Source organism: Martinezella lusitana, assembly GCF_010668395.1.
Taxonomy (GTDB): domain Bacteria; phylum Pseudomonadota; class Alphaproteobacteria; order Rhizobiales; family Rhizobiaceae; genus Rhizobium; species Rhizobium lusitanum_A.
The window spans coordinates 581,701-601,602 of record NZ_WUEY01000001.1; the positions used below are offsets into that span (position 1 = coordinate 581,701).

At 62.3% G+C, this 19,902-nt stretch carries 23 protein-coding genes; 12 read left to right on the forward strand and 11 right to left on the reverse strand.

What is annotated here, in order from left to right:
- Positions 1–3: 3 nt before the first annotated feature.
- From GR212_RS02860 to GR212_RS02870, 3 genes are read right to left on the reverse strand one after another with little or no spacing between them, the layout of a single operon-like run.
- Entirely contained in the window at positions 4–639 is a 636-nt protein-coding gene (locus GR212_RS02860; RefSeq protein WP_163984931.1) for a hypothetical protein, read from the reverse strand.
- Positions 639–1,271: a LysE family translocator gene (locus GR212_RS02865; RefSeq protein WP_163984932.1), complete on the reverse strand. Its 633-nt coding sequence runs from the start codon at positions 1,269–1,271 to the stop codon at positions 639–641. The genes GR212_RS02860 and GR212_RS02865 overlap by 1 nt, the downstream gene beginning before the upstream one ends.
- Before the next feature lie 22 nt (positions 1,272–1,293).
- On the reverse strand, positions 1,294–1,851 hold the full coding sequence (locus GR212_RS02870) for a cysteine hydrolase family protein (RefSeq protein ID WP_163984933.1): 558 nt from the start codon (positions 1,849–1,851) through the stop codon (positions 1,294–1,296).
- Between the two features lie 129 nt (positions 1,852–1,980).
- Between GR212_RS02870 and GR212_RS02875 the strand changes: the two genes are divergently transcribed.
- Positions 1,981–2,598 (forward strand): LysE family translocator, encoded by a 618-nt coding sequence (locus GR212_RS02875; protein ID WP_163984934.1) that lies wholly within the window; start codon positions 1,981–1,983, stop codon positions 2,596–2,598.
- A gap of 136 nt (positions 2,599–2,734) precedes the next feature.
- Positions 2,735–3,703: a cysteine synthase A gene (gene cysK, locus GR212_RS02880; RefSeq protein WP_163984935.1), complete on the forward strand. Its 969-nt coding sequence runs from the start codon at positions 2,735–2,737 to the stop codon at positions 3,701–3,703.
- A gap of 66 nt (positions 3,704–3,769) precedes the next feature.
- On the opposite strand, the gene GR212_RS02885 is transcribed toward cysK, so the two are convergent.
- Positions 3,770–4,222: a hypothetical protein gene (locus GR212_RS02885; RefSeq protein ID WP_163984936.1), complete on the reverse strand. Its 453-nt coding sequence runs from the start codon at positions 4,220–4,222 to the stop codon at positions 3,770–3,772.
- Between the two features lie 93 nt (positions 4,223–4,315).
- Positions 4,316–5,848 (reverse strand): YifB family Mg chelatase-like AAA ATPase, encoded by a 1,533-nt coding sequence (locus GR212_RS02890; protein WP_163984937.1) that lies wholly within the window; start codon positions 5,846–5,848, stop codon positions 4,316–4,318.
- A gap of 136 nt (positions 5,849–5,984) precedes the next feature.
- Here GR212_RS02890 and GR212_RS02895 point away from each other — a divergent pair, with 136 nt between their 5' ends.
- A complete protein-coding gene (locus GR212_RS02895) occupies positions 5,985–6,386 on the forward strand; it encodes a hypothetical protein (RefSeq protein ID WP_163984938.1) in 402 nt (133 codons plus the stop codon).
- A 55-nt stretch (positions 6,387–6,441) separates the two neighbouring features.
- Here the strand turns inward: GR212_RS02895 and gshB are convergent, their stop codons facing one another.
- From gshB to rsmI, 5 genes are all read right to left on the reverse strand, one after another.
- Positions 6,442–7,389, reverse strand: coding sequence for a glutathione synthase (gshB, locus tag GR212_RS02900; RefSeq protein WP_163984939.1), 948 nt, complete (start codon positions 7,387–7,389; stop codon positions 6,442–6,444).
- A 93-nt stretch (positions 7,390–7,482) separates the two neighbouring features.
- Complete coding sequence (locus tag GR212_RS02905; RefSeq protein ID WP_204326227.1) at positions 7,483–7,989, reverse strand: cupin domain-containing protein; 507 nt, start codon at positions 7,987–7,989, stop codon at positions 7,483–7,485.
- Positions 7,990–8,085: 96 nt separating this feature from the next.
- Positions 8,086–9,081 carry an endonuclease/exonuclease/phosphatase family protein gene (locus tag GR212_RS02910; RefSeq protein WP_163984941.1) on the reverse strand — a complete coding sequence of 332 codons (996 nt, stop codon included), beginning with the start codon at positions 9,079–9,081 and terminating at the stop codon, positions 8,086–8,088.
- A 102-nt stretch (positions 9,082–9,183) separates the two neighbouring features.
- Positions 9,184–9,564: a YraN family protein gene (locus GR212_RS02915; protein ID WP_163984942.1), complete on the reverse strand. Its 381-nt coding sequence runs from the start codon at positions 9,562–9,564 to the stop codon at positions 9,184–9,186.
- Entirely contained in the window at positions 9,557–10,465 is a 909-nt protein-coding gene (gene rsmI, locus GR212_RS02920; RefSeq protein ID WP_163984943.1) for a 16S rRNA (cytidine(1402)-2'-O)-methyltransferase, read from the reverse strand. Before rsmI ends, GR212_RS02915 begins: the two co-directional genes overlap by 8 nt.
- 252 nt (positions 10,466–10,717) lie before the next feature.
- On the opposite strand from rsmI, the gene dnaN reads away from it, so the two are divergent.
- The 6 genes from dnaN to GR212_RS02950 all read left to right on the forward strand — a co-directional run bounded on the left by dnaN (position 10,718) and on the right by GR212_RS02950 (position 15,399).
- Positions 10,718–11,836, forward strand: a complete 1,119-nt coding sequence (dnaN, locus tag GR212_RS02925) for a DNA polymerase III subunit beta (protein WP_163984944.1) — start codon at positions 10,718–10,720, stop codon at positions 11,834–11,836.
- A 271-nt stretch (positions 11,837–12,107) separates the two neighbouring features.
- Positions 12,108–12,701 (forward strand): phospholipid N-methyltransferase PmtA, encoded by a 594-nt coding sequence (gene pmtA, locus GR212_RS02930; protein WP_163984945.1) that lies wholly within the window; start codon positions 12,108–12,110, stop codon positions 12,699–12,701.
- An 8-nt stretch (positions 12,702–12,709) separates the two neighbouring features.
- Entirely contained in the window at positions 12,710–13,297 is a 588-nt protein-coding gene (locus tag GR212_RS02935; RefSeq protein ID WP_163984946.1) for a histidine phosphatase family protein, read from the forward strand.
- Between the two features lies 1 nt (position 13,298).
- Positions 13,299–13,991: an orotidine-5'-phosphate decarboxylase gene (gene pyrF / locus GR212_RS02940; protein ID WP_069611075.1), complete on the forward strand. Its 693-nt coding sequence runs from the start codon at positions 13,299–13,301 to the stop codon at positions 13,989–13,991.
- A 27-nt stretch (positions 13,992–14,018) separates the two neighbouring features.
- Positions 14,019–14,306, forward strand: a complete 288-nt coding sequence (locus GR212_RS02945) for a DUF1330 domain-containing protein (protein ID WP_015338538.1) — start codon at positions 14,019–14,021, stop codon at positions 14,304–14,306.
- 112 nt (positions 14,307–14,418) lie between these two features.
- The gene (locus GR212_RS02950; RefSeq protein WP_163984947.1) at positions 14,419–15,399 is read left to right on the forward strand and encodes a complex I NDUFA9 subunit family protein; all 981 of its coding nucleotides are present in this window, start codon (positions 14,419–14,421) and stop codon (positions 15,397–15,399) included.
- 538 nt (positions 15,400–15,937) lie between these two features.
- Here the strand turns inward: GR212_RS02950 and GR212_RS02955 are convergent.
- Entirely contained in the window at positions 15,938–16,735 is a 798-nt protein-coding gene (locus GR212_RS02955) for an undecaprenyl-diphosphate phosphatase (protein WP_163984948.1), read from the reverse strand.
- Positions 16,736–16,885: 150 nt separating this feature from the next.
- Here GR212_RS02955 and GR212_RS02960 point away from each other — a divergent pair, with 150 nt between their 5' ends.
- From GR212_RS02960 to GR212_RS02970, 3 genes are all read left to right on the forward strand, one after another.
- Positions 16,886–17,578: a glutathione S-transferase family protein gene (locus GR212_RS02960; RefSeq protein ID WP_163984949.1), complete on the forward strand. Its 693-nt coding sequence runs from the start codon at positions 16,886–16,888 to the stop codon at positions 17,576–17,578.
- Between the two features lie 110 nt (positions 17,579–17,688).
- Positions 17,689–18,846 carry a tRNA epoxyqueuosine(34) reductase QueG gene (gene queG / locus GR212_RS02965; protein WP_163984950.1) on the forward strand — a complete coding sequence of 386 codons (1,158 nt, stop codon included), beginning with the start codon at positions 17,689–17,691 and terminating at the stop codon, positions 18,844–18,846.
- Positions 18,846–19,718: an SDR family oxidoreductase gene (locus GR212_RS02970; RefSeq protein WP_163984951.1), complete on the forward strand. Its 873-nt coding sequence runs from the start codon at positions 18,846–18,848 to the stop codon at positions 19,716–19,718. Before queG ends, GR212_RS02970 begins: the two co-directional genes overlap by 1 nt.
- Positions 19,719–19,902: the final 184 nt, after the last annotated feature.

Consider the following 19,902-nt stretch of genomic DNA (forward strand, 5'->3'; position numbering starts at 1 on the left):
AACCTACTTGGCCGGGTTCGGACAGGCCTCGGACCGGCCGTCGAGACCTTCGGCCATCCTTTCGAACGTCGCTCCCGACCCGGCTTTGCTACCGCCGATACGCAGCACATAGAGGCTGTCGAAATCCTTGCCATGCCACTTCGGCACCGCCTTGGCATCGCCGCCATTCTCGCTCATCAGCTGGCGGGCGAGATCGACGATCTGCTTGTGCTCCCAGGCGACGAAGATCAGCTTGCCGGCATAATCCGGCTTCTTCAGCTCGGCTTTCAGATCATCGATGTCGTCGTAGCCAAAGCTGGTATCGACCGGCAGCCCCAGCGCGATGGCTGTGGGTTCGATGGTCGCAAGCGGGCGGATGTAGTCGTAGGAAACCCCGGAATCCTTCTTTCGCTTCGATGGATCCGGCGCGAAAATAGCCGCCGGGCTGCCGAACAGCCGCGTCAGCACCGGCGGCAGGGCCAGAGCGCGATTGAGGCCCTGGCAGCTGAGCTGACCGAGCCCTGCTTCCGGCTTCTCTCCATGGCGCAGGAAAACGATCGTGCGCGCACCGGTTTCAGCCGCCGAAGCGATCGGCGCCAGGCTCGAAAGGGAGGCGAATGCCAGAAGGCTGGCGGCGAGCGCCTGCGAAACGCTTCCCATCAACGCTGCGCCTCGAAAGCCATGCGGACGGCAAGCCCGGCCAGCACCGTGCCCATCAGCCAGCGCTGCACCAGCGCGAAGGACGGCCGGCGCACGAAAAACAGCGCGACGGAACCGGCCGTCAGCGCAAAAATCGCATTGAAGGTCAGGCTCACGGCGATATGGACGAAGCCGAAGATGACGGACTGCGTGAAAACGCTGCCGGCGGCAGGATCGATGAACTGCGGCAGCAGTGAGAGATAAAGCACGGCGACCTTCGGATTGAGCAGGCTGGTGACGAGCCCCATGGAGAAGAGCCGGCGCTTGCTGTCCTTCGGCAGCTCGCGCACCTGGAAGGCGGAACGGCCGCCAGGCTTCAGCGCATTCCAGGCCAGCCAGGCCAGATAGGCGGCACCCGCCAGCCGCAAGGCGTCATAGGCGAAGGGCACGGCGAGGACGAAGGCGGTGATGCCGAGGGCAGCCGACAGCATGTAGAAGACGAAGCCGCAGGCGACGCCGCCGAGAGAAATCAGCCCGGCCGCGGGACCCTGCGAGATCGATCGCGACACCAGATAGATCATGTTCGGGCCGGGTGTCAGCACCATGCCGAGTGCGATCAGGGCGAAGGCGATCATGCTGGTCAGATGCGGCATAAAGCCTCCGGCGGCGGGAAGATCAGAACGCAATCTCGCTGGAAACAGCGATCCTGATTTCATGGGGCCCGGCATCGAAACCGTCAAGCAGCATATTGTGATGGGTGACAATCTCCTCGAAGCTCAGCCTGCCCATGTCGGCCGTGGTGTGCCCGTCGGAAATCAGCGTCACGTCGAAACCGAGCGAAACGGCGCGGCGCACGGTCGTATCGACGCAGAATTGCGTCATGCAGCCACCGACGAAAAGATGGGTGACACCGCGGGCCCGCAGCCGCGCCTCCAGATCCGTCTCGAAGAAGGAATCGCAGCTCGTCTTGTGCACCACGACATCGCCGGCCTCGGGCGCGATTTCCCGGCGGAGCTGCCAGCCTTCGCTGCGCTTGACCAGACGGTGCCCCGGATTGCCGTCATGCTGGACGATGAAGGCCGGAACCCCGGCGGCGCGGGCGCTGTGCTTCAGCGCCGCGAGCTTGGCAACGACCGTCTCCAGCGCGGCATCGATCGCCGGCTGGCGATCCGGCGTGCCGAGGCCCGTCAGGATAGAGTTCTGAAGATCGATCAGGAGCAATGCAGAAGTCATGATATCCTTGGGCAAAGCAGTTTCGACGCGCCGTTAACACCTTGGTAATATGTTCCCGGTGCCGGCGCAATCGCTTGAAAACGCAAAGGTGGTGCGATAGAGCAAGCACCATCTGTGGAGGAATTCTTCATGACGCTCGCGACGCTGCTCGCCTATTGCGGCGCCCTCTTCATCGCAGCCGCCATTCCCGGCCCAGGCGTCACGGCAATTGTGGCGCGCGCCCTTGGCTCCGGCTTTCGCGAGACCTTCTTCATGGGCCTCGGCCTCGTGCTCGGCGACACCATCTATCTGACGGCCGTCATCCTCGGCCTTGCCTTCGTGGCGCAGGCCTTTACCGAAGTGTTTATCGTCATCAAGATCGCCGGCGCGCTCTATCTCGGCTATATCGCCTGGAAGCTCTGGACCGCGGGTTTGCTGGCGGCCGATATCGCCGCGAAGAAATCGAAGAGCGCCGGCATGTCCTTTCTCTCCGGCCTGCTGGTAACGCTCGGCAACCCCAAAACCATGCTTTTCTATGTCGCGCTCGTGCCGACGCTGATCGATATCGGCAGCATCGGCCTGCGCGAATATGCCACCCTGGTGGCGGCGACCTTCGTCATTCTCCTGATCGTTCTTGTCCCCTATATGCTGCTCGCCGCCCGGGCTCGAACCTTGCTCAAGAAGCCGAAAGCGCTGCAGATCCTGAACCGGGTCGCGGCCAGCATCCTCGCCGCCACGGCCGCCTTCATCGCGGCGCGCGCGGCCTGAAAAAAACTTCCCCAAAGCAGCCTTTCGAGAGATTCTTTTCTCACGCGCTGCAAGTGGGGAATGTGCGTGCACTCTGGTTTCCGCAAGCATTTGATCCTATTGTCACCGCACAATTCAAATGTAGGGAGAGCTACCCATGTCCGACACCCGCAAACCCGGCCGCGGCCGCGTCTATGCCTCGATCACCGAGACCATCGGCGATACGCCGATCGTCCGCCTCGACAAGCTGGCGAAGGAGAAGGGCGTCAAGGCCAACCTCCTGGCAAAGCTCGAGTTCTTCAACCCGATCGCCTCCGTGAAGGACCGTATCGGCGTCGCCATGATCGAGAGCCTTGAATCCCAGGGCAAGATCGCGCCCGGCAGAACCGTGCTGATCGAGCCGACCTCGGGCAATACCGGCATCGCGCTTGCCTTCGCCGCCGCGGCCAAGGGCTACCGGCTGATCCTCACCATGCCGGAGACCATGTCGATCGAGCGCCGCAAGATGCTGGCGCTGCTCGGCGCCGAGCTGGTGCTGACCGAAGGGCCGAAAGGCATGAAGGGCGCCATCGCCAAGGCGGAGGAACTGGCCTCGACGCTGCCGGACGCCATCATTCCGCAGCAGTTCGAAAACCCGGCCAATCCGGAAATCCACCGCAAGACGACGGCGGAGGAAATCTGGAACGACACCAACGGCAAGGTCGATATCTTCGTTGCCGGCATCGGCACGGGCGGCACGATCACCGGCGTCGGCCAGGTGCTGAAGGCCCGCAATCCCGACGTCAAGGTCATCGCCGTCGAGCCGACGGACTCGCCCGTGCTTTCCGGCGGCAATCCCGGCCCGCACAAGATCCAGGGCATCGGCGCCGGCTTCGCACCGAAGATCCTCGACACCCATGTCTATGACGAGGTGGTCACCGTCAGCAATGAAGAGGCATTCCAGCAGGCGCGGCTCGTGGCCAAGCTCGAAGGCGTACCTGTCGGTATCTCCTCGGGTGCCGCGCTGACGGCGGCGATCAAGGTCGGCCAGCGCCCGGAGAATGAAGGCAAGACCATTGTCGTCATCATCCCGTCCTTCGCCGAACGCTATCTTTCGACGGCGTTGTTCGAGGGTCTGGGCGGCTGAGGCTGCCGACCACCGATTTGACTTGGAAAGGGGTGCTGCGGCGCCCCTTTTTCATTCGGGCGCGGTTCAGGTCCGACGATAGCTCAAACCGTGGCTGGCGCAGAAGCCTTTCGGATCGAACCTGCTCCAGACCCCGCCCCAGGGAAACACAAGTCCGCCGTCCGTCAACTCGGTCTGGAACATGGCGACCAGAATGCGGCGCACGAATTTGATCTCCTGGTTGATCGCCTGCTGCGTCGGCCAGCCCTCCTCCATGGTCGCGCCCGGCAGGGAGACACCCCAATGGGCGCTGACCAGTTTCCGCTCGTAAAGGCACAGCGAAAGTCCGGCGGGCTGTTTTCCGAAGGTCAGGCCACGAAGCTGCAGCCACTCGTAGCCGTTCTGCAGATCGCGCGAGCCGCCCAGCCATTGCGAAGCGAGCGCCTCGATATTCGATTTTTCGTGTAACGCCACGAGGCGAAGCCTGTCACCGATACATATCGCGCCACTGGCGGGATCGATGGTCAGTTCTGCAGTCATGCGGTGAGCGGCGTTCCGATTCGATCGACAGCCTCGCAAGCTTGCCGGCTCTGGTGCCGGCAGGCAAGCCGGAGACCTGACGATGGATAGAGTTCAGGCATGCGCAGCCAAGCGTTCGCCGGCTACGCGGTAGGAAATGGCTTCGGCAAGATGGATGCGCCCGACCGTCGGCTTGTCGTCCAAATCGGCAAGGGTGCGCGCCACCTTGAGAATGCGGTGATAGCCTCGGGCGGAGAACTTCATCTTCTCGGCCGCGTCCCGCAGCAATTGCAGGCCGGCGGCATCCGGCTCGGCGATGGTTTCGATCATCGCGGTCGAGCAGCGGGCGTTGGTGGTGATGTCCTTCATGCCGGCGCTTTCGAAACGCTCGCGCTGCCTTTCGCGGGCACGGGCGACGCGCAGAGCCACATCGGCGCTCTTTTCCGCCGTGGCTGGCCGGATGAGGTCGGCGGCGGATACGGCCGGCACGTCGATGCGGATATCGATGCGATCCAGCAAGGGACCGGAAATGCGGCCCTGATAGTCGGAGGCGCAGCGTGGCCCGCGGGCGCAGGTATGACCCGGTTCGCCGGCCATGCCGCAGCGGCACGGGTTCATCGCCGCCACGAGCTGGATGCCGGCCGGGTAGGAAACGCGGTGGTTTGCCCTGGCGATAACGCATTCGCCTGTTTCCAGCGGCTGGCGCAGCGCATCGAGCGCCTGCGGCGAAAACTCGGGCAGTTCGTCGAGAAACAGAATGCCGTGATGGGCGAGCGAAGCTTCTCCCGGCCTGGCACGCAGGCCGCCGCCGACCAAGGCTGCCATGGTGGCGGAGTGATGCGGTGCGCGATAGGGGCGCCGATCAGAGAGTTTGCCGCCGGAAAGCTGGCCGGCAATCGAATGGATCATCGACACCTCCAGCAGTTCGTTGGTCGACAAGGGCGGCAGGATCGACGGCAGGCGCGAGGCGAGCATCGACTTGCCGGAACCGGGCGGTCCGACGAAAAGCAGATTGTGACCACCGGCCGCCGCCACTTCCAAGGCCCGCTTGGCGCTTTCCTGCCCCTTGATATCGGCAAGATCCGGCAAATTGGCGGCATTGGCGCGGACTGATGGCTCCGGCCGTGACAGGACCTGCGTGCCGCGAAAATGATTGGCGAGCGCAATCAGGCTGCGCGGCGCCAGAATATCGATCTCCTTGCCGGCCCAGGCGGCTTCCGGCCCGCTTTCGGCCGGGCAGATCAACCCCTTGCCCATGGCATTGGCGGCAATCGCCGCAGGCAGCGCTCCGGCAACGGGCGCGATCGTGCCGTCGAGATTGAGTTCGCCGATGACGGTGTAGGACGACAAAGCATCGGCGGGAATCGCGCCGAGTGCCGCCATCAGGCCGAGCGCGATCGCAAGATCGAAATGACTGCCTTCCTTGGGCAGATCCGCCGGCGCGAGATTGACCGTGACTTTCTTCGGCGGCAAGGCGAGACCGGAGGCATGAAGCGCTGCCTGAACCCGCTCCCGGCTTTCGGCAACAGCCTTGTCCGGCAGGCCGACGATATGCATCAGCACCTTGCCGGGTGCGATCATCACCTGCACTTCGACGGGCACGCCCTCAATGCCTTGAAACGCAACCGTGCTGACGCGCGCTACCATCCCGTACCCTCATCCAACGCGTTTGCCGCTATTAATTCTTCACAGCAGACCATGGGTTGCAACGTGGCAGAAAAAATGAAATGAAACAAGAACAATAAAAGAACAAAGGGGCGATTTTCACATTTGGGAGCAAATTATGAGACTTGCGATATCGCTATCCCTTCCGATGGCCGTCTTTCTCGGCGGCTGCCAGTCGATCGATGGCGCGGATAATCTGGAAAAGGGCATCCCCTATCAATTGAGCGCCAAGGAAACGGCTGCGGTGGAAAAGGGTTTGCGCCAACAGCTTCCTTACGAAGGCCTTCTGCTTTTTGGGCCTATGGCGGCTTCCAAGAACAGCAAGGGCCATGTCAGCGTCTGCGGCACCATCACCGCCATGGGCGGCTATGGCGGCATCGCAAACAAGCGGCCTTACGTCGGCATGATGGTCAACGTGAAGCCGCTTTTCGGCTTCGTGCCGATCGTCATCGCGGACGACAGTGCGACGGGGCAGTCAGCGGTAATCCTGACCTGCCGCCGCATGGGCATAGTGATATGATTTGGGTTACGGCGAGAGCAAACGACCCCTCGCCGATCTATAGCGAAGACAGCCTTCAGGCTCGCTTGGACTCGATCGCATCCCAGAGCAGACTTGCGATGTCGGCGCCGCCGAAGCGCTTGACTTCGCGAATGCCGGTCGGTGACGTCACGTTGATCTCGGTCATGTAGTCGCCGATGACGTCGATGCCGACAAGCAGGAAGCCGCGCTCCTTCAGGGCCGGACCGATGCGGGCGCAGATTTCCTGCTCGCGCGCCGTCAGCTCGGTGGCTTCCGCACGGCCGCCGACATGCATGTTGGAGCGGGCATCATGTTCGGCCGGCACGCGGTTGATCGCGCCGACGGCCTTGCCATCGACGAGGATGATGCGCTTGTCGCCCTTGCGCACGTCAGGCAGATATTGCTGGGCAATGAAGGGCTCGCGGAAGAGCTGGCCGAACATTTCGAGCAGGGACGAGAGATTGCGGTCGTCGCGCGTCGAATGGAAGACGCCGGCGCCGCCATTGCCGTAGAGCGGCTTCAGGATGATATCGCCCATCTCCTCGCGGAAGCGGCGGATTTCGCCGGCATCGCGGGTAATCAGCGTCTTCGGCATCAGATCGGCGAATTCGGTGACGAAGATCTTTTCCGGCGAATTGCGCACCCAGGCCGGATCGTTGACGACAAGCGTCTTCGGGTGGATGCGCTCCAGAAGGTGCGTCGAGGTGATGTAGGCCATGTCGAAGGGCGGGTCCTGACGCAGCAGCACCACATCCATGGTCGAGAGATCGACGCGCTCGGGCTCGCCGAGTTCGAAGTGGTCGCCCTTGACGTCGCGCAGGATCATCGGCTCGACGGAGGCATAGACCTTGCCGTCGCGCATGCTCAGCCGCTCCGGCGTATAGTGGAAGAGCTTGTAGCCGCGGTTCTGGGCCTCGAGGCTCATGGCGAAAGTCGAGTCGCCCGCAATGTTGATGCCCCGGACATGGTCCATCTGGACCGCAACATTCTTGATACCAGCCATAGTCAGCCCTCGCTCGAATTTGCGGACAGATGTAGGTCGGCCCGCCTTCAAACGCAACGGCTATTCAACAGCGTCCGCGGGGCCATGCCGCACTCAGGCGGCGAGACCCTGGCTGCCGCTGCCCTGTCGGACAAGATCGCGCAGGCGATAAGCGATGGTCAGAGGCTTCGGGAAAGGCTTGCGGCAGAAGGCGACCTTGCGCAGGTAGCGATCGATGCGCCATGTCGCCCAGGTGCCCCCGGCGAAATAGGCGACGTCGCCGGCGCTGAGCGTGCGTTCGACACCGTCTTCCGTGGTGATATGCACCTCGCCTTCGAGGATCATCACCGTTTCGTCCCAGCCGAAATACCAGCGAAACTCGCCCGCCGTGCAATCCCATAGCGCGGTCATCGCGGCATCGTCCTGCCCGCGCGAATGCTCGGCGATGCGGGCAACAGGATCGCCTGACAGGATCCAGGACGGTTCGATAGGCGACGGCTTCATTTCCATTTCGTCGCTGGCGCCGGCCACGAAGCTTTTCGACTGCGGCATCGCGACGACGACCGGGACGGCACGCGCGGCAAAGGCCGCCATGCTCGCCAACATTACTTTCAAGACCATGCAATCCCCCAATTCCATGCGCGTCTGCGATCTCATCGCATGGAAGGGGTAACGGCACGGTTCATGAAATCCGGCGCATTTTAACGATTGCAAAAATCAGGCGGAAAAACCGTCGATTGTGCAGACGACCATGTCGTGATCCGACAGCGGCTCGTCCTCTTCATTCAGAGAGGAAACGAGGTGGCTTTCGCCGATCTTCAAGCCGCGGCTCACAAACCAGTCGAGCTTCATGGCGCGATCGGGAAAGCGCGTGATCAGGCTCGGGCGCGTGCTCGTCTGATCGAGCGGGCCGCCGTGGCATTCGAAGCCGCGGCCCTCGGCCATCGCAAACAGCGTATCGGTCGAGAAATCGCCGCCCGTGTGGTTGCCGGTATTGAGGTCGCCGCCGATCAGGATCGGCAGACCCGGCGCGAAGGCTTCCACAGCGTCGATCAATGCCGACATCTGCCGCTCGCGATAGGCAGCGGTCGCAACGCTCTCAAGGTGAACCGAGACGGCAACGAAAGGACCGGCTTCGGTCTCGACGATGGCGCCGACGGCGCAACGATCGCCGATGCGCGGCTGTTCGTTGCTGTCGTTGAACCAGACAGCGTTGCCCGGCAGACGGAAAAGGAAAGCATCTCTCAGCGCAACGGAGGCCATGAGCGCATTGCCGTGAAAGCCCTTTTCGTTGAAATCGTCGCGGCAGAAGGAATGCTCGATTTCCGAACCGAGACTCAGCTCGAGGAACTCGACGCCATAGGCATAGTTCATATCGAGCTCGGCGGCGATGACGGCAGTCGGATCGCGCTGCTCGGTGCGGGCCATGCCTTCATCCATTTCCGACAGCAGCACCAGCGGCGCAGCGGTCGCGCGCAGCTTGGAGGCACTTTCCTCGGGGAACAGGCAGCGCTCGAGATTCCAGGCAGCGACCGTGAAGGGGAAGGTCAAGGCCTCCGTCTTGGCTTCGGCCCCGCCGATGCGCACCGTATTCATGCAGGCGAGCGCCGCCAGCGTCTCGGCATGAATGGCCGGGGTCTTTTCAAGCGAAACGAAGCTTTTGCGCTCGTCCTGCGAGGGAATGGCGAAGGCGGAAACGGTATTGCGGATCATGATGCGGCCTGTCGAAACGAGATTATGAGCGCCGGTGGAAAAATCGTAAGCGCGGGTCGCCCGGCAATAGGCTGATTTTGTGACGGCCCTGTAACGCCGCGCTCAAAACGCGTCCGGAAAATGCCGCGGCCAGCGGCCGGGCAGCATGGCGACGATGTCATAGCGTTGCGACAGGCGGGCAAAGTCCGGTTGCCGGGCGAGCCACAGGTCGCTGGCGGCACGAATGCGTCTCTGCGAGGAAAAGGAAACGGCGTCGATCGCCTCCTGCGCATCCCGTCGCGATTTGACTTCCACGAAGACGGCGAGATCGCCCTTGCGGGCGACGATATCGATTTCGCCGAGCTTTGTGCGATGGCGGATGGCCAGTATGCGGTAGCCTTTGAACATCAGGAAGGCCGCGGCGAGATATTCGGCGACATGGCCACGCCGCCATGCCTTTTGCCGCTTCAGCCTTGCGCCCGCGTCAGGCTTCGTATCAGCCATGGCGCTCCTTCATGTCGAGCAGGCGCTGGTAAAGCTCCTTGCGTGGCAGACCGGTCAGGCGCGCGGCTTCGGCTGCGGCCTTGGCGGTCGGCATCGTCCCCGCAAGATCGGCCAGAACAGCGTCGACATCGGCCTCGGTTGCAACGCTTTCCGCCGGCTGGCCGACGAGCCAGACGATCTCGCCCTTCACATTGTCAACGGCGTCATAGAACGCGGCGAGTTCGGAAAGCGTGCCGCGGCGGAACTCCTCGAAGGTCTTCGTCAGCTCGCGGCAGACGGCGCCGGCTCGCTCGCCGCCAAGCACATCGGCGGCGGCGGCAAGCGTGGCGGCGATGCGATGCGGCGATTCAAAGAAGATGAGGGTTGCGGGGATGCCCGCGAGCTCGGCCAGCCTGTCGCGCCGGCCCTTGTCCTTGGCGGGCAGGAAACCGGCGAAAAAGAAGGCGTCGTTCGGCAACCCGGAACCGACGAGGGCTGCCAGCGGTGCCGAAGCGCCGGGAATGGGAACGACCTTGTATCCCGCCTCGATCGCCTGCGTCGCCAGCCGGTAGCCGGGATCGGAGACGAGCGGCGTGCCGGCATCCGACACCAGCGCCACCGAACGGCCGGCTTCCAGCGCCTGCAGCAGCCGAGGGCCTGCCTCGTCGGCATTGTGCTCATGATAGGCATAGGGCTTGTTCTGGATGCCGTAGCGATCGAGCAGGACGCGGGTGACGCGGGTGTCCTCGCAGGCGAGAACGTCCGCACCGGCCAGCGTCTCCAGCGCCCTCAAGGTGATGTCGCCGAGATTGCCGATCGGCGTGGCGACGAGGTAGAGAGCCGGTTCGAGGGGACGGGCCGGAATCTGGTTGTTATGCAGACGGAAGCTGCGCGCCCCGCCGCTGGATTGGTCTTCGTTCATGCCGGTCCTGAATTCACTTCGGATTCACCGCCTTTATGGGCGAGGCACGGGCCGACGGCAAGAGCGGCGCAATTCCTGTGGAGCATTGTCACCCAAATGTCGAATTGCCGCTTGGCAAATCGCCTAAGCCTCTTGCATTCGGATGGAGAAGTCTGCCAAGTTGCCCGTCCAATCTTTCGGGCCTCGTCCGAAAACATGTCGCTCGGGCGCCTCGGGCCGCCCGGCAAGTCACGGTCGAAAGCGGTAGCATCCATGCGTATTACAATTGAGCGGTCGAACCTCCTGAAATCGCTGAACCACGTCCACCGCGTGGTCGAGCGTCGCAACACGATCCCGATCCTGTCCAACGTGCTGCTGAAGGCCGATGGCACGAGCCTCGACATGAAGGCGACCGACCTCGACCTCGAAATCACCGAGGCGACGCCCGCCAATGTCGAGCAGGCCGGCGCCACCACCGTACCGGCGCATCTGCTCTACGACATCGTGCGCAAGCTGTCCGACGGATCGGAAGTGCTGCTTGCCACGAACACGGACGGCAGCTCGATGACGGTTGCTTCGGGCCGCTCCAAGTTCTCGCTGCAGTGCCTGCCGGAATCGGATTTCCCGGATCTCACCGCCGGCAGCTTCAGCCATTCCTTCAAGCTGAAGGCGGCGGATCTGAAGATGCTGATCGACCGCACGCAGTTTGCGATTTCCACCGAGGAAACGCGCTATTATCTCAACGGCATCTTCTTCCACACGATCGAAAGCGATGGCGACCTGAAGCTGCGCGCCGTCGCCACGGACGGGCATCGCCTCGCCCGCGCCGACGTCAGCGCGCCTGCGGGCTCCGAAGGCATGCCTGGCATCATCATCCCGCGCAAGACGGTGGGTGAACTGCAGAAGCTGGTGGATTCGCCGGATACGATCGTGACCGTCGAGGTTTCCGATGCGAAGATTCGCCTGACGATCGGCTCCATCGTCATGACCTCGAAGCTGATCGACGGGACGTTCCCGGACTATCAGCGCGTCATCCCGACCAACAACGACAAGGAAATGCGGGTCGATTGCCAGACGTTCGCGCAGGCCGTCGACCGCGTATCGACGATCTCGTCGGAGCGCGGACGCGCCGTGAAGCTGGCTCTGTCGGACGGGCAGCTGCTGCTGACGGTCAACAACCCGGATTCGGGCAGCGCAACGGAAGAAGTCGCCGTCGGCTACGAGATGGATCCGATGGAAATCGGGTTCAATGCCAAGTACCTGCTCGACATCACCGCGCAGCTCTCCGGCGATGCGGCCGTGTTCCTGCTGGCGGATGCCGGCTCGCCGACGCTTATCCGCGACACGGCCGGCGACGATGCCCTTTATGTCCTGATGCCGATGCGCGTCTAAAGCATGATGCCGAAAAGCGTGAGCGGTTTTCGGACGGCATCATGCTCTACTTTATTGATTTGAGAGCCGGATGATTTCAGGTCGGGCAGACTTGAAATCATCCGGCTCTGGCGAAACCAAAGCGCCCTTTCATGCGTTAATTCAACGCGAGGGCGCTTTTATTTGGTCCTTTGTCGATTGCGACATTTTCTCTTGTTATTGCGTCATCACATTGCAAGATCTTAGAGAAGCGATATGTAAGTCGCGACCGTAACATCTGGTGGGGGAAAGCATGGCGCTGCGTCTCAAGGAACGGCTAGGCAAGAAATTCGACGAAGAGATCCGTTTCTTCAAGGGCATGATGCAGGGACCGAAGACGGTTGGGTCGATCGTTCCCACCTCGTCCATAACGGCCCGCAAGATGGCGAGCGTCATCAACATGCAATCCGGCCTGCCGGTGCTGGAGCTCGGGCCGGGAACGGGAGCGATCACCAAGGCGATCCTGGCGCGCGGCGTCGAACCGCAAAATCTGGTCGCCATCGAATATTCCACCGATTTTTACAATCACCTCGGCAAGCTTTACCCCGGCGTCCACTTCATCAACGGCGACGCCTTCGATCTCGACAAGACGCTCGGCGTGCTGCGCGGGCAGACGTTCGATTCCGTCATCTCCGGCATCCCCCTCCTTAATTTCCCGATGAAAGCGCGCGTGGCACTGCTGGAAAGCCTGCTGGACCGTATGCCGCCCGGCCGGCCGGTCGTGCAGATTTCCTACGGCCCGGTTTCGCCGATCATCGCCCGGCCGGATCGCTACCATATCCGCCACTTCGATTTCATTGTCCGCAATATTCCGCCGGCCCAGCTCTGGGTCTACAGCCGCGGCTGAGACAATCCATGTACGCTCTTTATATTACGCACCCGCAGGTGCGCATCGATCCGGACGTCCCCGTGCCGGAATGGGGGCTTTCCGAGATCGGCGCCGCAAGGGCGCGCGTGGCCGCCTTGACCCCATGGGCGCGCCAGCTTGGCCTGATCGTATCGAGCGGCGAGCGCAAGGCGATAGAGACGGCGGAAATCCTGGCGGCCACGAGCGGCACGCCGATCGACGTCATCGAGGCCATGCACGAAAACGACCGCAGCGCCACGGGCTTCCTGGCCCCGCCGGAATTCGAGAAGGCGGCGGACTGGTTCTTTGCCAACCCGCATGAAAGCTTCAAGGGCTGGGAACGCGCCATCGACGCACAGGCAAGGATCGTTTCCCATGTCGAGGCCGTGCTCTCGCGACACGATCCCGAAACGCCGATCGCCTTCGTCGGCCATGGCGGCGTCGGCACGCTCTTGAAGTGCCATCTTGAGGGAAAGCCGATCGCGCGGCAGGGCGATCAACCGCCCGGCGGCGGCAATCTTTTCTGTTTCGATCTTGCGAAGCGTGCCGTCTCATGCGACTGGACACCCATGGAAGACTGGATGGGATGGGCTTGATATGACCGCACGCGACCGCTTGATCGTTGGACTGGATGTTCCAAACCTTCAGGAGGCCGAAAAAGTGGTCGGCGCCCTCGGTGACGATATCCTCTATTACAAGATCGGCTATCAGCTCGCCTTTGCCGGCGGCCTGGAGTTCGCCCGCGATCTCGCCGCCAGCGGCAAGAAGATCTTTCTCGACATGAAGCTGCTCGACATCGACAATACCGTGGCCTCAGGCGTGGAGAACATCGTCAAGATGGGCATGTCGATGCTGACGCTGCACGCCTATCCGAAAGCGATGAAAGCGGCTGTCGAAGCCGCCAAGGGGTCGGACCTCTGCCTGCTCGGCGTCACCGTGCTGACGTCGATGGACGAAGGCGACCTGATCGCCGCCGGCTATGAATACGATCCGCATACGCTGGTGCTGCGCCGGGCCGAACAGGCGCATCTTGCCGGCATGGGCGGCATCGTCTGCTCGGCGGAGGAATCCGCCGCGGTCCGCAAGATCATCGGCCCCGACATGGCGCTGGTGACCCCCGGCATCCGGCCGGCCGGCAGCGACAAGGGCGACCAGAAGCGGGTGATGACGCCCGCCGCCGCCATCAAAGCCGGCTCCAGCCATCTCGTCGTCGCCCGGCCGATCGTCAAGGCAGCCGATCCGAGACAAGCCGCACGCGCCATCCTCGCCGAGATGGACGCCGCACTCTAAAACGACCACAACAGCAGGGAGGCAGATATGGCAAAGGGATATTGGATCGCGCGCGTGGATGTCCGCGACCCGGAGCGCTACAAGGACTACGTTGCCGCCGCCAAGCCGGCCTTCGAGAAATACGGCGCGAACTTCCTCGCCCGGGGCGGTGCGTTCACGCCGCTCGAGGGACAGGCGCGCGGCCGTAACGTCGTCATCGAGTTTCCGTCGCTGCAGCACGCCGTCGATTGCTACAACTCGCCGGAATACCAGATCGCCGCCAAAATCCGCCAGCAGGTGGCCGACGCGGAAATGGTCGTCGTCGAGGGGGTTTGAACCCTTCGAAAACGCGACGCTGCAACGCAGCGCGATAGCACTTCACCTCGGCGCGCGGATCGGCTAAGACGAAACCAGATCAGCCCAATCAAAGCCTTTCGAGGAGCCTGCCATGACCCTGTCCAACCTCCCGCCGCTCGTGACCGTGTTTGGGGGATCAGGTTTCATCGGGCGGCACGTCGTGCGTTCGCTCGCCAAGCGCGGTTATCGCATCCGTGTCGCCGTACGCCGTCCCGATCTTGCCGGTTTTCTGCAACCGCTCGGCAATCTCGGCCAGATTTCGATCGTTCAGGCCAATGTGCGCTACCGCAACTCCATCGACCGCGCCGTTGAAGGGGCGCAGCACGTCGTCAACTGCGTCGGCATCCTGACCGCAAGCGGTCGCAACACCTTCGAAGCCGTGCAGGAATTCGGCGCCAGGGCCATCGCGGAAGCCGCACGCGGCGTCGGCGCGTCGCTGACGCATATTTCGGCGCTCGGCGCCGATGCCAATTCCCCTTCGACCTATGCCCGCACCAAGGCCCGCGCCGAAGCGGCGATCCACTCGATCAAGCCGGATGCCATCATCCTGCGCCCCTCGATCGTCTTCGGACCGGAAGACGAGTTCTTCAACAAGTTTGCCGACATGTCCCGCACGGCGCCGTTCCTGCCGCTGATCGGCGGCGGCAACACGAAGTTCCAGCCCGTCTATGTCGAAGACATCGCCGAGGCGGTTGCGCGCAGCGTCGACGGCAAGCTGAAGGCCGGCACGACCTATGAGCTCGGCGGCCCGGAAGTGCTGTCCTTCCGCGAATGTCTCGAGACCACGCTTTCGGTCATCAACCGCAAGAAGGCGCTCGTCTCCATTCCTTTCGGCCTTGCCTCGCTGATCGGCTCCATTGCTTCGCTGGTGCCTCTCGTCAAGCGGCCGATCACCGCGGACCAGGTCACCCTGCTGAAGAGCGACAACGTCGTTTCCAAGCAGGCGGAAGCCGAAGGACGCACCCTGAAGGGCATCGGCCTGCTGCCGACACTGCTCGTCTCGGTGCTGCCGTCCTATCTCGTGCGCTATCGCCCGCAGGGTCAGTTCACCGGCTCGGGCAAGGCCGCATAACGATTCGGTCGCTTGCGCAGACCAGACGCCGCCCGGCCCTGCCGAGCGGCGTTTTTTATTGCTTCTCGGGAACGGGAATGGCGCTTCAAGACGCTGGCAAAGCCCCGCCATTCACAGCTCAGCGTTGCTCAAAAGACGCACTGCGGAAATAGTAGCATTAACGTCAAATTTAATATGAACATTTATTGCTATTGCTCATTCCACTGACTAACACAGCCGCGCGTCTCAGGCTTGGACAATGAACCGGTCCGCGGCGCGCTTCACACTTCTGCGGAAAGGCATTCTTCGATGGGCAAGTCTATCGCGCTTTTGTTTGCGTGCGCGGCACTGGTGATTCTCGCTGGCTCTTTTGTAGCCCGCGGCAGCATCGCCTCGGTAAAGGGCGAATGTGCGCCGACCTATGGCGTCGACCCCTGCACGACCGGCTCTATCGACGCTTCCTCCTCGAATTGATCGAGCATGAAAAAGGCCGGTTTTCACCGGCCTTCATTCTATCGGCGATTGCGACGTTAAGCACGTCGCATCAGGGCGATCCGCGTCAGCCGAAATAAAGTGCGATCAGGCCGACCGTGCCGACGGCAATACGCCACCACGCAAAGGGGGCGTAGCCACGACGGGACACAAAGTCGAGCAACGCGCGCACCACTAGCAATGCCGAGATGAAAGCCATGACGAAGCCGATGACGATCAGCAGGCCCTGATCCATGCTGAGGTCGTGACGGCTCTTCCAGAGATCCAGCGCAAAGGCGCCCGCCATCGTCGGCATGGCGAGGAAGAAGGAGAACTCGGCAGCCGAGCGCTTGTCGGCTCCGAGCAGCAGGGCGCCGACGATGGTGGAGCCGGAACGCGACGTTCCGGGGATCATCGCCAGGCACTGGAAGAAGCCGATCTTGATCGCCATCGGCCAGGAGAATTCATAGGCGCTGGTATATTTCGGCTTGAACTGGATCCTGTCGATGACGAGCAGGACGATGCCGCCGAGGATCAGCGAGACACAGATGACCTTCGGCGAATCGAACAGCACCGTCTTGATGAAATCATGCGCCAGCGCGCCGATCACGGCAGCCGGCAGGAAGCCGAACAGGACAGCCAGAACGAAGTGGCGAGCCTTGACGCTGACGGGGAGCGCCTTGGCGATCTGAACGAGGCGATTGAAATAGACAAGCAGGATGGCGAGAATCGCACCGAGCTGGATCAGAACGTCGAAAGTGGCGGCTTCCTTGAAGCCGAGAAAATGTCCGAGCAATATCAGATGGCCGGTGGAAGAGACGGGAATGAACTCCGTAAGCCCCTCCACAAGGCCCAAAACCAGCGCGATAATAATTTGTTCAGCCATATCGTGTCCTTTGTCAAACGGCAGGGCGGCCCGATTCGCTTGTGCAAACTAGGCCAAGATCCTATAGCTTCAACCGATGACAAATGACTAGGGCCGCAGAATAGCGACCCCAAAAACTCCGTAACACCCATCAGAAACACCCGAGTACCAATGCCGACGCTGTATCACCACCCGATGTCATCTTCCTCACGGTTCGTTCGTCTGATCCTGACCGAGTACGGTTATCAGACGGAACTGATAGAGGAGCAGACCTGGGAGAAGCGCCGCGACTTCCTGGCGCTCAATCCCGCCGGAACCCTGCCTGTCTACGTTGACGACAGCATGCGGGCTCTCTGTGGTGCGACTGTCATCTCCGAATATCTCGACGAAACGCACGGGGTCCTGAAGCGCGACCGCCGGCTTCTGGCCGAAGATCCGTTCCAGCGCGCCGAAATCCGCCGGCTGACAGAATGGTTCATGCAGAAGATGGAACAGGACGTGACGCGGCCTCTGACGCGCGAGCGTGTCTTCAAGCTGCAGATGACCGCCGACCAGGGCGGCGGCGCGCCCGATTCCAAGGTGATGCGCATGGCGCGCAGCAATATCCGCCAGCACATGAAGTATCTCTCCTGGCTGGCGGGCTCGCGGCAGTGGCTTGCCGGCGAGCGGCTGAGCTATGCCGATCTCGCGGCGGCGGCTTCGATTTCCGTGCTCGACTATCTCGGCGAGATCGACTGGACGGAATCGCCGATCGCCAAGGAGTGGTATCAGCGCCTGAAATCGCGCCCCTCCTTCCGGCCGATCCTGGCGGAGCGCGTGCGTGGCGTCACGCCGGTTTCGCACTACGCCGATCTGGATTTCTAGAGCGCGTTCGCTTCTTCGAACAGCGAAAGCGCTCTATCTTTTTTTCACACAATTCCGGACGGAAAACCGCTAACGCACTTTTCCTGGAATTGCTCTGACGAGGGCTCGATATGCCCGATGATCATGAAGCGGAAAAAGCTCTGAAGCGACGACATACGTTGACCGCCTTCCTGCGCGAGGAAGCGCGCGCTCAGGGCTTCGATCTCTGTCGCATCACGAGGCCGGACGCCATTCCCGAGGCCGCCGTCCGGCTCGGCCAGTTTCTCGACCATGACTATCACGGCACCATGAGCTGGATGGAGGAGACGCGCGACCGCAGAGGCGATCCGCGCGTGCTCTGGAGCGAAACCCGCTCCATCGTCGTCTTCGGCCTCAATTACGGTCCTGACGAAGATCCGCGCGGCATCCTGGAGAAGAAGGACAAGGCGGCGATATCCGTCTATGCGCGAAACCGCGACTATCACGACGTCATCAAGGGGCGGCTGAAGGAGATCGCCACCCGTTTCGCGGCGCGCTCGAAGGAAGACGTCAAGGTCTTCGTCGATACGGCGCCGGTGATGGAGAAGCCGCTGGCGGGTGCCGCAGGCCTCGGCTGGCAGGGCAAACATACGAACCTCGTCAGCCGCGCCTTCGGATCCTGGCTCTTTCTCGGCTCGATGTTCACGACGGCGGATCTCGAGCCGGATCAGCCGGAGATCGACCATTGCGGCTCCTGCCGGGCCTGTCTCGACGCCTGCCCGACGTCGGCCTTCCCCGCCCCCTATCAGCTCGATGCGCGCCGCTGCATTTCCTATCTGACCATCGAGCACAAGGGGCCGATCGATCCGCAGCTCCGGCCGCTGATCGGCAACCGCATCTACGGCTGCGACGATTGCCTTGCCGCCTGCCCCTGGAACAAGTTCGCAAGCGCCGCCTCGGAAATGAAGCTGGTCGCGCGGGAGGATCTCAAGGAGCCGTCGATCGCCTTTCTGCTTGATCTCGACGATGCGACGTTCCGCACTTTCTTCAGCGGCTCACCGGTCAAGCGCATCGGGCGCGACCGCTTCATTCGCAACGTGCTGATCGCGGCCGGCAATTCCGGCGACCGGTCCCTTGTGGAAAGAAGCCGCGAACTGGCGGGAGATCCCTCGCCTGTCGTGCGCGGCATGGCCGTCTGGGCGCTGTCGCGGCTGATGACGGCTGGCGAGTTCCGAGCATTTGCGGCACAAAGGCATGAGGAAGCGGACGAAGGGGTTCGCGCGGAATGGACATTGGCGGGAGTTCTATAATGCATGTGATGATTTTCGGCTGCGGCTATTCGGGAACAGCCATCGCCAAGGCTTTCGCCGGCTCCGGCATTCGCATCACGGGAACGACCCGCTCGGCCGACAAGGCGGAATTGCTGAGGAAGGAAGGCATCGAATCCTTCGTCTTCGACGGCGAGACGCTCGATCCGGCTTTGGCCGCGGCGATGACATCGGCAACGCATCTGGTGCAATCGATCGCGCCGGGCAAGTCCGGCGATCCGCTGCTGCGGCTGGCGCAGCTCAATCTGCGGGCGCTGATGCCGAAGCTGGAATGGATCTGCTACCTCTCGACCGTCGGCGTCTATGGCGACCACAAGGGCGCCTGGATCAGCGAGCAGACGTCGCTGCATCCGATCGCCGATCGCTCGGTCGAGCGGGTCGAGGCTGAGGACGGCTGGCTGCGCGTCGGCATCAGGCTCGATCTTCCCGTCGCCGTGCTGCGGCTTTCCGGCATTTACGGCCCGGGCCGAAACGCCTTCTGCAATCTGGAAAAGGGAACGGCCCGCCGGCTCATCAAGGCGAACCAGGTGTTCAACCGCATCCGTGTCGAGGATATCGGCGGCTGCGCCCGTTTCCTGTCCGATCGCAGGCTCGGCGGCATATATAATGTCACCGATGACGAGCCCGCTCCGCCGCAGGATGTCGTCACCGAAGCCGCCCGTCTGATGGGCATCGAGCCTCCGCCCGAGCAACCTTTCGAAACCGCGGAGCTCACCCCAATGGCACGCTCCTTCTACGGCGAGAACAAGCGCGTTTCGAACGCGAAATTGCGGGCGCTCGGCTTCCCCTTCCGCTACCCTGAGTACCCGATGTCGCTTGCCGAACTCTGGTCCTCAGGGCGGTGGCGCGGCTGACAAAGCGGCATCCACGCCAAGCGAAATCGCACGAAAATTCCTACTTAACCGGATGCCCTAGTTCATTTTACTCCGCATTTAAGGTTAACGACCTCTAAATTTGCACAAATGCGGCAGCAATTATGGCAAAGCTGGAAAATTATTTTCCCGGTTTTTGTGATCCTTCGCGTTGCCTCGTGCCGGT